Raw genomic sequence first — 13,569 nt, forward strand, 5'->3', positions numbered from 1 at the left:
TTAATCTGTTCTCCTACTGGGAATTAATGCCAGAGTTTGCAAGCAATGCACCCTATGTTGCTCCCCCTGAGAAGGTGTGATTTTATGTTGCCCAATCGCTAACCCAAATATTTGCCCACGCTCACTGAGCCTATCGACCGACCAGGTTAACTTACTTATTCTCTCCTCAATATCCTTAGCCGTTAAGTTATCGAGAGTGAGCCATATAGGTTGGCCTTGAGGTTGCTGAAATTCCTTACTTAACATGCCTCTGCCTTGGGCGAGTTGCTTCCAGGCGACTTGTCTCAATGACTCACCAAAGATGTGCTGCCTTAATCCTTTAAATTCATCTACGCCTGGTACATGAGAACCTCTATCAGATGGATTAGTGATATCGTCCGATTCAAGTGAAGATAATTCAGAATGAGATTCAATGGGATGTGCAAAGACGATCATCTGGTTATCTAAATCAATATGTGACCATGTTCGACACAAGCCTAACGGATAGCGTGACTCAACCTTTATTCTTGCTGGAGATATTCGACCCCTATGCTGGTTTTTATAAGAAACCAATGAGGTTTTAGGCTCTTTTTCAATGGTATTGATAACATTGGTCTGATTATTTGGATATGAGAGCAAGACTTCATATTGTACATGCCTTGAAGATAATGCAATTGGGAAAACTAAGGTTTCTCCAGCATAGGCCTGCGGGGGAGGGATTGAGCTCATGGTTAAGCCTGCTAAATTCTTATAGCTGTAGATGATGCAGGTATTAAATAAACTTATTAGCAGAAAAGAGAGGCCAATAACCAGATTGTTTTGGTAGTTGGTTCCCAATAAAAACAATAACAAACACAGCCCAATCCATAATAAGCCGAAGCCGGTTGGAAGGATAAAAATACTCTTATGTGCCAAGGTCACCGTTTGAGAAGGCGGGAGTCTGCGTGCTAACCAACGACTCCACCATAGAGTGATCTTATTTTTAGTCGAGTGAGAAGGCCTGCTCATCTTAGTACACTATAAAATTGGATTAACATTACTAAGGATCTTTTGCGATAGGGCAATTCCCTGCTGCTGGCTGCTGCTGCGTATTCTATGCTCGGCGACAGCAGAGAAAACAGCTTGTACATCTTCTGGGACTAAATAGTTACGGCCACTGATAAATGCCCAAGACTTAGATGCTTGTAGTAGAGACTTGCTGGCTCTTGGTGAAAGACCGAATCCTTCTTTTTGTGTTCTAGAAGCTTCAATGAGTGCTAAAAGATAATTAAGTAGTGCATCTGAAGCTGTGACTTTCTCAACCTCCTGCTGTAATTGCACCAGTTCAAGTTGGGTAATACATTGAGGGAGCACGATTATTTGAGATGATTTGTCATGGTTTTTTAACATAGCAAGCTCAGCGTCTGCACTTGGGTAACCAATAGACAGTCGCATCATAAACCTATCCAGTTGGGATTCTGGCAGTGGAAATGTGCCTGATTGTTCGCTTGGGTTTTGGGTCGCGATAACAAAGAAAGGACTAGGTAATGGGTGGGTGATCCCGTCAACCGTTATTTGGTTTTCTGCCATAGCTTCGAGTAAAGCACTTTGTGTCTTAGGACTTGCTCGGTTAATTTCATCGGCTAACACCATTTGTTTAAAAATAGGACCTGGATGGAATATGAATTGTGCCTGTTCCTTATCGAATATAGAGACCCCTAGAATATCTGCAGGAAGCATATCACTGGTGAACTGAACTCGCTGATAGGATAGACCTAGGCTCTGCGCTATGCCATGGGATAAGCTGGTCTTACCCATTCCAGGCAGATCTTCAATAAGTAGGTGTCCTTTTGCCAAAATACAGGTGAGAGCAAGTTTGATTTGATGAGGCTTACCTAAGAGAATTCGCTCAAGTTGGGTTATGACCTTAGAAATAGTTTGCTTTGACATAAAAATCCCTTTACGACCAAGATGTTCCTACTATGCGACAAAATGGAATCACGATCCAGTCGGTTACATTCTGTTTATAAGCTTAGGCTAATTCAGTTTGCTTGTTGCAAGGAATATCATCACGTTTACTCTGGCGTACACATGGATTTATCTCAGTGATAAGAGGGGCCACAATAGGTGTTTTAATAAACTGGGAACTAAATAAGAAACCTTGCACCAAATCAATGCCTAACTCTTGTGCAAGAGCAAATTGCTGTGTGGTTTCAACACCCTCCAAAACAGTCTGTTTATTGCAATCTTTTGCGAACTGTATCAGCGCTTTCATCAAGTGCTGCTGCTCAACATTATTGCTTTGGTTAAGCCAATCAATATCAAATTTTAGCGTGTCTACTTGGCTTAACAAGCCTAACGACAGCATTGAGTGAGGTGCGCCGATATCATCTAATGCGACTTTTATTCCTTTAGATTTTAGGAGAGAAATTAAGATCTCTGACAGTTTTGCATCATTAATACAGGTGTTTTCAATTATCTCTACATGAAGCTGTGGTCGTTGTGATAGTAATGACAGCATTTTTTGACTGTGTTGGCCAATCGCATGTGGATCCAAATTAATAAAAAGTGGCATCTGTAAAATAGAATGGGACAGTTGAAATAGTTTGGCTTGTATTTCAACTTGTTCGAGCAAAGGGGCTTGATGATGAAGTTGGTCAAAGACGAGATTGGGAGGAATATTATCTCCATTTCGATCTGAAAACCTTGATAATGCCTCATAGCCGAAAATTGATGAGTCTATGGTTGAGATTAAAGGTTGATATTCAGCACCTAAATAGAGCTTATCCAACGAGATCATAATATATATTCACCATTATAAGTTAATGATAATTATTCATATCTTCTGCGCAGTGTCTAAACTCTTTACACTTGGTTCTTGCTGATTGTTTTAATTTTCATCATTTAATTGAAAGCTAACAATTAACAAGTCTGTTTGATTGTTATCTGTTCACTTGTCCACGGCTTTAATATTTAAAATTCAGCTCTTTTGTAGAAAATAGTTCAGGCTCTTTACCTTGTCTAATTTGATAAATCACGCGATAGCTGAGCACCGCTTGCACATATTCCCGTGTTTCTGTGTAGGGAATTGATTCGATAAAAGCAATGACATCGAGTTTTCCTTCAGTGTTTTTTAACCAACGCTTCACTCTGTGAGGTCCTGCGTTATATGCGGCTGTCGCTAATACTCTATTGTTATTAAACTGCTTCATTAAAGAGGCGTAATAGGCACTGCCGAGTTTTATATTCGTGTCATTATCATAAAGGCTTCGCCGGCCTTGGTATTTAAGACCCACTTTTCTAGCGGTTTCTTTTGCCGTTGCAGGCATGAGTTGCATCAAGCCTCTCGCTCCCACACCTGAAGTTGCATAAGGATAAAAGGCACTTTCTCGTCTGGCTATAGCCCTGAGTTCATCGATATTGACCTTCTGTTTTTTACTCGCAGTCACAAAGGCTTGTTCTGCTGCGTAGGGAAAACGTAACGTCATGTCGTTCCACAGCTTGCCTTGTATGCTGGCTTGAACGCCGAGATCATGCCAATTTTTTTCCAATGCAAATGTTGCATATTCTTTCTGCATCGCTCGGTTGTGACGGCCCAGCATAAGGACCCATTCTGATCTGGCATCAATGGTTTTATCGATTGCCAATAATTCAACGACTCTGGCTAAGCCCTTATCATCGGCAATTGTCTCTCTTAATTTGTCATCACTGATTGAGTCGGCATGCTGGAGTTGATAATCGATACCCAGTTCATTAGCAGCGGAAAAACCATAAAAGTTTCTCAGTTGGCTAAGGGCTGTCAGGCGCGTTGAATGAGTACTATTTATTGGGTCGGACTCAAAATGAGGGTGCGTTTCTGTTGAAGCAAGCAGACTCTTGTCGGGTAAATGAGCGTCAACCCTTGATTGCCAATATTGCCATCTAGGTTTGGCCTTACTTTGCTCACTCAATTGTGGAAGGTAAGCAATAACAGAATCAAAATCAGCTTCCCGTATGGCCCATCTGAGTCTTAACTTGATTAAATCATCACTGTCCAACAAAGGTAACATGGTATCGACAAAGGATTTTAGCTTAACTTCTTGCTTAATAATGGCGCGTTTAATGAAATATCGACTGAGCTTTCTGCCTTGATAGTCGCTAAATCGGTCTAATTTCTGGTAAGAGACATAGAGCTTAACTGCATAATTAAGATCTTTTCTTGCCAGCTTTTTTAGCCCAGCAGCAACGATATCTCCATTAATGCTTGCTTGCCCTTTGAATTTTTTCTTATTTCTTAAACTTCTGGGATCTTTATAAACAGAGAGTAGGAGTTTAGCTTCATGCTTGTGGCTGGTCACTTTTCGCGAAAGGTAAGTCAGCAGTCCATGTTGGCCTGCATTAAAGCTGAGCAACATTCTTGACCAAATCATTTCTTGAGTACGTAAGTCTGCTTTTTCCCACACCTTAAACAGTGGGTCACACTCTTCGGGCCTGGATTTACCATATAGCCAAAGTGACTGAGCTCCCTTATAAGCAAGGAGTTTGTCACCACTGACAAATTGTGCACGGTAGTAGAAGCATTGTAGTTTTATGTTATTGGGTGACTGTGGACTAACGGCTAAAAAATCATTCCAGCGCTTTTGATCCCCTGCATTCATTAAATAGCGATATCTGGCAGTATTAAATAGCGGGGTATCTTTAAATTGAGAGATCTCAGATAACGCTTGCTGACCTTCATGTTTCAATATTTGGTTAATGTTGAAATGAAAGTCTAAATATACCGTGAGGGGATAATCATCGAGTTGCTGACGTAATGAGTGATAGGTTTTTATCTTTTTACTTTTTAATGCTTTACGTGCATCTAAATAATTCTGCTGATCAAAATTGTAGTTTGTGGCATTGGCAAGTTGAAACATTGAATTGGCAAAAAACAGTGACACTAAGATCGCAAACGATAAGGTTTTTGATAAAAAACGCTTGAAAGTACCACTGTACTGCTTTTGCATTTCTACTTCCTTCAATATCCATATTTAGTTTGCGATCATCTTATCTCTGACTAATTGAGCTTTGAACTCTCTGAGTAATAGTCAGACGTAGCACTTTCTATTAGCTGTGGATCCAGTTTTTTACTGGTATCGACACCGAGTTGTTGCATTTGATGAGCTTGTCGGATTAAGTTTCCTTTGCCATTGCTAAGTTTACTCATGGCATTTGTATAGCTTTTTTCCGCGCCTTCGATAGCTCTACCAAGTTTATCCATATCTTCGATAAAGCCACAAAGTTTATCGTATATCTTTCCTGCTTGTTTGGCGATATGCTGCGCGTTTTGATTCTGATACTCGTAGCGCCAAATATTATTGATGGTTCTTAATGCAACCAAAAGATTGGTGGGACTCACTAACATGATATTGAGTTCTAACGCATAGTTTACCAGGCTAGGATCATGTTCTAATGCCAATAAAAATGCAGGTTCTAAGGGAATAAACATGAGCACATAATCCAGACTCGTCAGGCCATGTAGCTTTTGATAATCTTTTTGGCTAAGCCCTTTAATATGTCCGCGGACAGAGAGGATATGGTCTTTGAGTGCTTGTATCTTAACGGCTTCATCATCACTGTTAAAGTAGCGTTCGTAGGCGACTAAAGACATTTTTGCATCTATCACAACATCTTTATTTTCAGGCAAGTGGACGATGACATCGGGCTTAAATCGTTTACCGTCATCATTTTTTAGATCGGTTTGGGTGTCATATTCATGCCCCTCACGCAATCCACTCTCTTGAAGCACACGTTCTAAGATGACTTCTCCCCAATTTCCTTGCTGCTTATTATCCCCTTTTAGTGCTTTTGTAAGGTTTACTGCATCTTGGCTCATCTGTAAATTGAGCGCTTTGAGTGACTCTAACTGGTGTTTGAATGCACTACGTTCAGACTGCTCAGTAGTGTAGGATTCCTGAACCTGTTTTCTGAATCCTTCAAGCTGTTGTTTGAATGGCGCGAGTACTGCGTCTAGATGTTGTGTACTTTGATTTTGTAGTTTTTCGCTACGCTCTTCGAAAATTTTGTTAGCCAAGTTTTCAAATTGAGTATTAAGGCGAACTTCCGCCACTTCAAGTACAGAGATCTTATCTTCAAGGGCTTGTTGCTGTGTACTGTATTTAACCGCTAAGGTTTGTTGCATGGCATTAGATTTTGAAAGTGCTAATTGCGCTTCCATCACTTTTCTTTGTGACTCTTGAAGTTGTGCATCAAGTTGAGCGACCCTATTGGCATCGGCCTGAGCATGACCTAGCGCCCCCATATTTTGCTCTAATTTAGCGTAGAGGTGCTCTAGTTGTGCTTCTTTATCTGTTAAGACTGAGTCTTTGTTGCCCATTTGAATTTGGATATCTTCAATCTGTTGAAGATGTTGCTCAGTAAGCTGACTTTTGACTGTCTGCCATTTTTGGCGGGTTAAACGCTGATTTAACAGCGCACCGATAAGAAGGGATAGAAACGCAACGGCACTTAACACAATGATTTCAGGCACAGAAAGAGATAAATTAACCGGCATAATAATAGGGCCTCGGAGAATGAAGATATTAGACTCGCATGCAAGTTGATTATCTTCAAGTGACAATGAGGAACAAAAGGTTAAATGTGTAAGACTTGAGCGATTGTTGCTTCCTTGTAGGGAAAGTGCAGCTTGTTTGTTGAGCTGGTCATAACTAATCGAATCGGATGTCAGGTTGTTTGATGAAATATTATTTTTGTTAAATGGAAAGTTTTTCTCTTGGACGCCTGTCTAATACTTGTGTGTGACATTTAGTGAATATTAAAAGAGGTATTGATTGATGAAGTTTACCAAAGGGTTATTGCAAAGAGCGTCCTGGGATATAAAAGATGCTGAAGTGACTCCAGAAGCCGTATTCAACGACCGTCGGCGTATCGTCAAGGCCATGGGACTTGGCGCATTAGGGGCAAGTATTCCTGGACATGTCCAAGCTGGGATCTTTGATCTATTTGGTGAAAACAAAACGCAATCTCCATTTATTACCTCATCGCTGAGCTTTACGACTAATCAAGCATTTGCTGGCCAAGGGATTGCTACGCCTTTTAATAAAGTAACAAGTCATAATAATTTTTATGAATTTGGCACCAGTAAGCAGGACCCTTCTGAAAATGCTCAAGGCTTTAAAATCGATCCATGGAAGCTAGTGATCGAAGGGGAGGTCGAGCAAACATTAACACTCGATCTAGACGACCTGACCAAGCTGATGGTCCTAGAAGAGCGAACTTATCGACTTCGCTGTGTTGAAGCATGGTCTATGGTCATTCCTTGGGTAGGTTTTCCATTGGCGACCCTACTTAAGAAAGCAGGAGTTAAGAGTAATGCTACTCATGTCGCTTTTGAAACCTTATTTGACCCAGAGCAGATGCCTGGTCAAAAGAGTCGATTGATGGGGGGCGGGATCCACTACCCCTATGTTGAAGGTCTCACGATTAATGAAGCCATGAATGATCTGTCTTTCTTGGCCGTTGGCCTTTATGGCAAGACGTTACCCCCGCAAAATGGCGCGCCGATAAGGCTAGTCGTTCCATGGAAATATGGGTTTAAGAGTATTAAGTCCATCGTCAGAATTAGAGTCATGGACAAGCAACCCCCTACGAGTTGGAACCAATTGGCGTCCCATGAATATGGCTTTTATGCCAATGTTAATCCTGATGTTGATCACCCGCGTTGGTCACAAGCGACAGAGAGACGGATAGGTGAGGGCGGCCTATTTTCTGCTAAGCGAATTAACACGCAAATGTTTAATGGTTATGGGGAGCAAGTGGCAGACTTATATCAGGGATTAGATTTAAAAAGCCATTTTTAGTCATAAATTGAAATGTGTTTGAGATCCTAGTGGATATAGGCTCAGTGATACAGTTGGAGGAATAATGCGGTTAACTTCAAAACATCTTTTTTGGTTGAAAGTCATCATACATCTGGTTGCCCTATGGCCAATCGGTTATTTGGTTATCTCAGTGATGGCTGGTGATGCTGGGGGGGACCCTGTGCAGTACATTATTCATTATACTGGCGTCGGTGCGCTAAATACCTTAGTGATTCTACTGATGATATCTCCCTTGGCACGTCGCTTAAAACAAGGGATATTGATACAGACTCGCCGTCTAATCGGCCTCTATGTGTTTGCTTATGCAAGCTTACATATTTTGGCCTTTATCAGCTTAGATCTCTTGTTCGAATGGTCACTCCTATTTCAGGAAATCCTTAAGCGTCCCTACATCTTAGTTGGGGCTGTGGCGTATCTGATCCTCATCGCCTTGTCTATTACCTCACTTAAAGTCATCAGAAAGAAAATGGGCAGGCGTTGGCAGCAATTACATAACTGGGTTTATCTGGTGGCCGCTTTAGTGCCTATTCACTTCTACTGGTCGGTGAAGTCTGAAATCATCGAGCCCAGTATTTATATTTTAATCGTCATTGGTTTATTGAGTTTACGACTCTCCATAAGTAAGAAGTTGTCCCAGACAATGTCGCGTTTAAGACTAAAGTTGAGCAGTCAGTAAACTCGATATGATGTAGCTTTAATGACACTGTAATTCTAATACTTGTCTATGCATACAGAATGCTGGGTACGCGAAGATGGAAGGTGTGGATAATGACCTTAATAATAAATCCCAACGATCTTTGACAAACAGCAAAATATCTCCAAAAGTTATATAGGTAAATCAGCTTTGCGCAAATTGCTTAAGGATTGTTAATGGACACGATTATTAGCTTGTTTAGGAAGATAAAAATATCGAGCCGCCTGTTTATCATGTTGGGTTTATCCATACTGGCTACCATATTCATGTTCATGTTTGCGCTTATGAGTATCGATGATATGTTGATTGGCGAGAAAGAGGCCAAGATATCTTCTCTGGCCGATGTGGGAGAAAAAGTCATTGCCGGTTACTACCAGAGGTCTAAGCAGGGGGGGATGACCGAAGATGAGGCGAAAGCTGGGGCCATTTTGGCGCTAGACACATTACGATATGCAGGCAAAGAGTACTTTTTTACAATAACTACACAAGGTGTCATGGTTCAACATGCCTTTGCTAAAAAACTCGTAGGCACCAACGTGCTGGGAATGAAAGATCCTAATGGTGTTCGCTTATTCGAGGAGATGGTCAGGGGGACCGAGCGCCAGGATTCTGCAAAAATCGAGTATATGTGGAATCGACCAAATACAACGGCACCAAGTCCAAAGATGAGTGTTGTTAAACGATTCAAACCTTGGGGCTGGATTGTCGGTACAGGTATGTATGTCGATGATATTAATGCGCAGAAATCAGATTTTGCTTGGATGTATCTATTGGTGGTTGCGCTCGTCTGGTTTCCAGTGATCTTTATTTTATTTATCATCATTCATAGTATATCTAGGCCGATGAGCGAGACTATTTTGGCATTAGAAAATATTGCCAAGGGAGAAGGTGATCTGACTCTTAGGTTGGAAGAAGCTGGGAATGATGAGTTAAAAGAAGTTGCGAGTAATTTCAATATTTTTGTTGTTAAAATTCAAACTCTGGTGAAGTCAGTTTTGATTTCAGTTAATCACAGCCGGGATTTAGCTAGCGGTCTTGCCACAATTTCAACTGAAGCGAATGAAATTACTGGCAACATGCAAACCGAAACGGAAAGTGTTGCTACGGCGATTAATGAGATGTCCATGGCGGCCTCAGAAGTTGCATCGAATGCTCAACTCGCGGCTGACAGCGCGGGAAGTGCTGATGATGAAGCGGATAGAACGACGAAAGTAGTGGATAGCGCTGTTAATAAAATAAACGAGTTATCCCAGGAGTTAGCAAAAACTTCAGAAGTCGCTCAAGGCCTAAAGGTCAGCTCAGGTAAAATTGGACAAATTTTAGATGTCATTGTGGGAATAGCGGAACAAACAAACTTATTGGCCCTTAATGCCGCCATTGAAGCCGCACGAGCAGGCGAAGCGGGAAGAGGCTTTGCTGTAGTGGCTGATGAAGTTAGGACCTTAGCGAGTAGAACGCAAGAATCGACCCAAGAGATTAATGGCATTATTGATGCTATTCGAGGTTCGATTGAGAACGTCAACGATTCTGTTGAACGAGCCAGAAGCCAGTCTAGTCAAACTGTAGAGGAAACCATTCAGGTGGTCGACGCATTAGATACGATTAAATCATCTATTCGTCAGATATCAGATATGAATATTCAGATAGCTGCTGCAACTGAAGAGCAAAGCGCGGTGATTGCTGAATTAAACATGAATGTGACCCGTATCAATGATATTTCAGTTGAAAACCAACAGAAAAGTGTTCAAATAGGTGAAACTAGTGAACAAATTCAGCAAGGTTCTACTGAATTAGATGGCTTAGTGTCTAGCTTTAAAGTGTAATTAATTTGAGCCATATAAGCTAAATTACAATTTTGTAAAAAACCAGGTGGGCCAGTGTCACCTGGTTATTTCATACTGTTTACCCCTCTAAACTCACCCTTTAATTTTTAGTTAATAATCCATAGTAATAAAGTTCGTATGCTATTTGTCGGTTAAGCTTGTTGAAATAACGGCTAGCGAGTAACCTGAACTTTTATATATTGGAGTTCAAGATGATAGACCTATTACCCGATCTCTTCGATGATTATAGTGATGAGCTTTCATTGTTTGAGACGCAATATTATCAATATGGCGGTAAGAGAATATTCTGGGGTGAAATCAATACCGTTAAATGTTTCGAAGATAATTCCAAAGTCAGAGATATTCTAGGAACCGATGGTAAAGGTAAAGTATTGGTCGTCGATGGTGGAGGCTCGATGAATAGAGCTTTATTGGGTGACTTGATTGCGATGAATGCTGTTGAAAATGGATGGGAGGGGATCGTGATATACGGATGTGTACGCGATGCTGGTGTGCTTGAAACGATGAATATTGGTGTTAAGGCTCTGGGTGCTAACCCCATAAAAACGAAAAAGAAAGGAGTGGGTGAAGTCAATAGTATACTTTCTCTGGATAACATTATTATTGAGCCAGGGATGATGCTATATTCTGACAGAAATGGTATTGCGATTGCTAAAACAAAGCTGAATCTACCCTCCTTGCTTTAAATAGATAAACTAATCAGATGGAACCTGTGATGAAAATTTTGAAATGGTTTTTTATTGTCTTTTTCCTTGTGTTCGCGAGTCTCGCGGCCTACTTGACCCTGATCTTCGATCCAAATGATTTTAAGCCTGAAATAGTCAATGTGGTCAAGAAGCAAACTGGGCGCGAGCTCATCATCACAAAAGATCTCACATGGACCTTCTTTCCAAGCATAGGTATCGAGCTTGGAGATATTACATTATCTAATCCTAAGGGATTCGATAATGTCTCTATGTTAAAGGTAAACAAGATAGTTGCGGAAGTAGAGCTTTTGCCTTTGTTTAGCAAACAAGTAGAGATTGCTAAATTAAATCTCGATGGCTTGGTCGTTAATCTAGAAACTCGTAAAGATGGGCGCACGAGTTTCGATGGTTTACAGGGTTCAAGCGTCGAAAATAAACCCTCTCAAGTTGACGATACTACAACTTCAACTGGTTCTATATCGGGTCTGGACATTGGTGGCATCTCGATCACCAATACACAAATTCGTGTTTCAGATAAACAAGCGGGAACCGAACAAGTATTTACACTGGATAATTTGTCCCTTGGAAAATTCTCTCTCGGGGAGTTTGCCAGTCTCGAGTATAGCTTCAGTGCCGAAATGCCTGATATGACACTGATGAGTCAGGGGAAGGGCTCAATCAGAGTCGCCCAAGACATGACTCAGATCCAGGTTAAAGATTTTAAGATAACTAATGTTATTGCCGGTGAGGCTATACCTAACAAGAAGTTAGATATTACATTATTAACCCAGCTAGAAGTCTTGCTAGAGACCAAGCAAGTTCACCTTATCTTGAATGAATTAAATGCAGACGACATCCAGGCCGAAGGTAAATTGGATATCGCTTATGGCCATAAGATACCTAAAATCATCGCTACGTTGAATTTGGGTGATGTAGATCTTGATAAATTGTTGCCGCAAACAGATAACGCAGAGCAGGCCGAGGGGAAGAGTCAGCCTGAAACTGCCCTGACGACTGAGCCGGATCTAAGTGCCATGAAGTCTCTGGACCTCACCTTAGCGCTGACAGCCAAATCCATTAAAGCATCAAATATGCTGACCAGCAATTGGGTTATGGATCTAACCTTAAAAAATGGCATTCTCAATCTGAAGAAACTCAATGCCGATCTCTATGATGGAAAGCTTGCGGTTACTGCCAGCCTAGATGGTCGTCAGGCCGTACCGAGCTACAGTTTTGAAAAGTCGGTTAAAGGTGTTCAAGTGAGACAGCTTTTGAAGGATGCTGCGGATATTGATCTGCTGGCAGGAACGGCAAACTTCAGTGTTAAAGGCAAAGGCAGAAGTTTACTCCCCGATAATATTAAGAAGAATATTGCTGCTAAGGGTCAATTTGAAATTGCAGACGGTGCCTTATACGGTGTGAATATTCCGCAAATGATCAGAGAGGCTCAAGCAACACTGAGCGGTGGTTCATCATCAGCGACTTCAGAGGAAAAGAAAACCGACTTCACTTCATTGACGGGCTCATTTTCTGTGGTCAAGGGTGTTGTCTCTAACCCTGATCTGCTGATGGCGTCTCCCTTGATCAGGCTCTCGGGTGCAGGAACCGCCAACATCATTTCTGAGGCGTTGGATTATCAATTAACCACTGCAGTGGTGGGCTCCCTCGAGGGACAGGGGGGAGGAGAAAAAGAGCTACTCTATGGTATTGAAATTCCTTTCCTAATCACAGGTACCATGTCTGAACCTAAATTTGCACTGGATACTGCTGGTTTGTTTGATGCTAAATTAAAACAAGAGGCTGAGAAGGTGCAAGATAAGCTTAAAGATAGTATTTTAAAGAAATTAGGCGGTTTTTAATGAATAAATTGTTATGTGTTTCTCTTGGGCTTATCGCTTTATCTGGCTGCTCTCAAGAAGTATCACCATCAGGTGAAGCTACTCAGGTCAAGTTGCAACCAGTGGTCCAGGCAGAGGCTGCTAAAATCGATGAATCTTCATTAACGTCTTCAGAGTCCTATAAACTGGCCAAGGAAGCTGAAATAAAGGATGGTAAGATGGATAAAGGCTTGTTATCCGGACAGTTACAAGTCTCTTTGACATCAGGTTTTACTGTGTCACTTCTTATCACTAATCATCAAAGTTATGGCGTACCGATCCAGTATCGCTCGGGAATGACGGCAGATCTTCATGTACTGGACCCTCAAGGAAATAAAATCTGGGCCTGGTCCGATACCATGATGTTTACTCAGGCGATACGTGATGTGGTGATCCCTGCAGGAAAAGTGATCCCAGTGACATTTACTTTGCCTAAAGATGTAATCGCTCAGGTTAAGGGGAAAGGTTATAGCTTAGTGGGAGTTCACGTAGGACATGCAACTGAGTCAAACCAGCAAGCAATGCCAGATACACGCTTGTCTCTTGACGCATATCTCAATTAATTTATGTATAGGTTGACGCAAGATTAAGGTCATCGCCTTAATCGATTATAGTATTGACGCCAAGGTGTTTACTTAAATATCTTGGCGT

The 13,569-nt window shown here is 41.4% G+C and carries 11 protein-coding genes; 6 read left to right on the forward strand and 5 right to left on the reverse strand.

All coding sequences use genetic code 11. The features are described from left to right. The 5 genes from FM038_RS10745 to rmuC form a co-directional block, all read right to left on the reverse strand. Complete coding sequence (locus FM038_RS10745; protein WP_185965670.1) at positions 1 to 987, reverse strand: DUF58 domain-containing protein; 987 nt, start codon at positions 985 to 987, stop codon at positions 1 to 3. Between the two features lie 9 nt (positions 988 to 996). Beyond that, positions 997 to 1,908 carry an AAA family ATPase gene (locus FM038_RS10750; protein ID WP_142870682.1) on the reverse strand — a complete coding sequence of 304 codons (912 nt, stop codon included), beginning with the start codon at positions 1,906 to 1,908 and terminating at the stop codon, positions 997 to 999. 82 nt (positions 1,909 to 1,990) lie between these two features. Beyond that, a complete protein-coding gene (locus FM038_RS10755) occupies positions 1,991 to 2,758 on the reverse strand; it encodes an EAL domain-containing protein (RefSeq protein WP_142870681.1) in 768 nt (255 codons plus the stop codon). A gap of 166 nt (positions 2,759 to 2,924) precedes the next feature. Then, a complete protein-coding gene (locus FM038_RS10760; RefSeq protein ID WP_142870680.1) occupies positions 2,925 to 4,943 on the reverse strand; it encodes a transglycosylase SLT domain-containing protein in 2,019 nt (672 codons plus the stop codon). 50 nt (positions 4,944 to 4,993) lie between these two features. After that, positions 4,994 to 6,490 carry a DNA recombination protein RmuC gene (rmuC, locus tag FM038_RS10765; protein ID WP_142870679.1) on the reverse strand — a complete coding sequence of 499 codons (1,497 nt, stop codon included), beginning with the start codon at positions 6,488 to 6,490 and terminating at the stop codon, positions 4,994 to 4,996. 280 nt (positions 6,491 to 6,770) lie between these two features. On the opposite strand from rmuC, the gene msrP reads away from it, so the two are divergent. The 6 genes from msrP to FM038_RS10795 all read left to right on the forward strand — a co-directional run bounded on the left by msrP (position 6,771) and on the right by FM038_RS10795 (position 13,481). Beyond that, entirely contained in the window at positions 6,771 to 7,796 is a 1,026-nt protein-coding gene (gene msrP, locus FM038_RS10770; RefSeq protein ID WP_142870678.1) for a protein-methionine-sulfoxide reductase catalytic subunit MsrP, read from the forward strand. Between the two features lie 64 nt (positions 7,797 to 7,860). Further along, positions 7,861 to 8,493: a protein-methionine-sulfoxide reductase heme-binding subunit MsrQ gene (gene msrQ, locus FM038_RS10775; protein ID WP_419555627.1), complete on the forward strand. Its 633-nt coding sequence runs from the start codon at positions 7,861 to 7,863 to the stop codon at positions 8,491 to 8,493. 194 nt (positions 8,494 to 8,687) lie between these two features. Then, entirely contained in the window at positions 8,688 to 10,334 is a 1,647-nt protein-coding gene (locus FM038_RS10780; RefSeq protein WP_142870676.1) for a methyl-accepting chemotaxis protein, read from the forward strand. Between the two features lie 212 nt (positions 10,335 to 10,546). After that, on the forward strand, positions 10,547 to 11,041 hold the full coding sequence (locus tag FM038_RS10785; RefSeq protein ID WP_142870675.1) for a putative 4-hydroxy-4-methyl-2-oxoglutarate aldolase: 495 nt from the start codon (positions 10,547 to 10,549) through the stop codon (positions 11,039 to 11,041). Between the two features lie 29 nt (positions 11,042 to 11,070). Continuing rightward, on the forward strand, positions 11,071 to 12,900 hold the full coding sequence (locus FM038_RS10790; protein WP_223293051.1) for an AsmA family protein: 1,830 nt from the start codon (positions 11,071 to 11,073) through the stop codon (positions 12,898 to 12,900). Continuing rightward, positions 12,900 to 13,481: a BsuPI-related putative proteinase inhibitor gene (locus FM038_RS10795; RefSeq protein WP_142870673.1), complete on the forward strand. Its 582-nt coding sequence runs from the start codon at positions 12,900 to 12,902 to the stop codon at positions 13,479 to 13,481. Before FM038_RS10790 ends, FM038_RS10795 begins: the two co-directional genes overlap by 1 nt. Positions 13,482 to 13,569 lie beyond the last annotated feature (88 nt).

This window comes from Shewanella eurypsychrophilus (assembly GCF_007004545.3).
Lineage (GTDB): Bacteria > Pseudomonadota > Gammaproteobacteria > Enterobacterales > Shewanellaceae > Shewanella > Shewanella eurypsychrophilus.